The organism is Shewanella sp. SG44-6 (genome assembly GCF_014164185.1).
Classification (GTDB): Bacteria; Pseudomonadota; Gammaproteobacteria; order Enterobacterales; family Shewanellaceae; genus Shewanella; species Shewanella vesiculosa.
In genome coordinates, this window is sequence record NZ_JACJER010000305.1 from 1 (window position 1) to 674 (window position 674).

A 674-nucleotide genomic window follows, 5' to 3' on the forward strand; every position below is an offset into this window, starting at 1 on the left:
TTGTCCATAAAACCAGACTTTAACCATTGTTCCAACATTCGTTTATCTATGGCGATGTTATCAATTAGCCATTGATGCCCGATTTTGTCGAAGCAGGATTTGATGTCCCCCTCAAGAACCCATTGTGCTGATTTCTTTAGAGCCAAACATTTGAAGCACTGATCGACTGCGTCAGCAGTGCTACGATTTGGTCTAAATCCATAGCTGTTTGGGTCAGCAAGCGTCTCCGATATTGGTTCTAATGCAAGAAGGTGGAGCGCTTGTTGTGCTCTGTCTATCATGCATGGGATACCAAGAGGTCTGAGTTTGCCATTCTTTTTGGGGATATAGATACGCTTGAGTGGTTTGGCTTGATATGCCTTCCTGCTCAATTGATTTACTGCTTTCATGCGGCGGGTATCTGTATTCCAGATAACACCATCAATTCCAGGCGTTTTACTGCCTTTATTTTGTGATACACGCTTAACAGCAAGAAGTTTTGCTGAACGCGAGTGAGTCAGTATCCACTGCAACGCTTTCGCCTTGCCGCGTTTACCTTCTCGTGTTGCTTTTGCAATACGCATCTGAAGCTTTAATACAGGCGGTTCAACGGATTTCCAGTCTATTGACTGCCATTGAGCGCTGTCAGGAGAGGCACTAATTTCTGTTGAAATCATCATTTGCGTTTCTCCTTG

At 44.2% G+C, this 674-nt stretch carries 1 protein-coding gene; it reads right to left on the reverse strand.

The genetic code is table 11. From position 1 onward, the window contains the following. On the reverse strand, positions 1–659 hold a 659-nt coding region (locus H5185_RS23540), incomplete at its 3' end, for a reverse transcriptase N-terminal domain-containing protein (protein WP_182743352.1). Positions 660–674 lie beyond the last annotated feature (15 nt).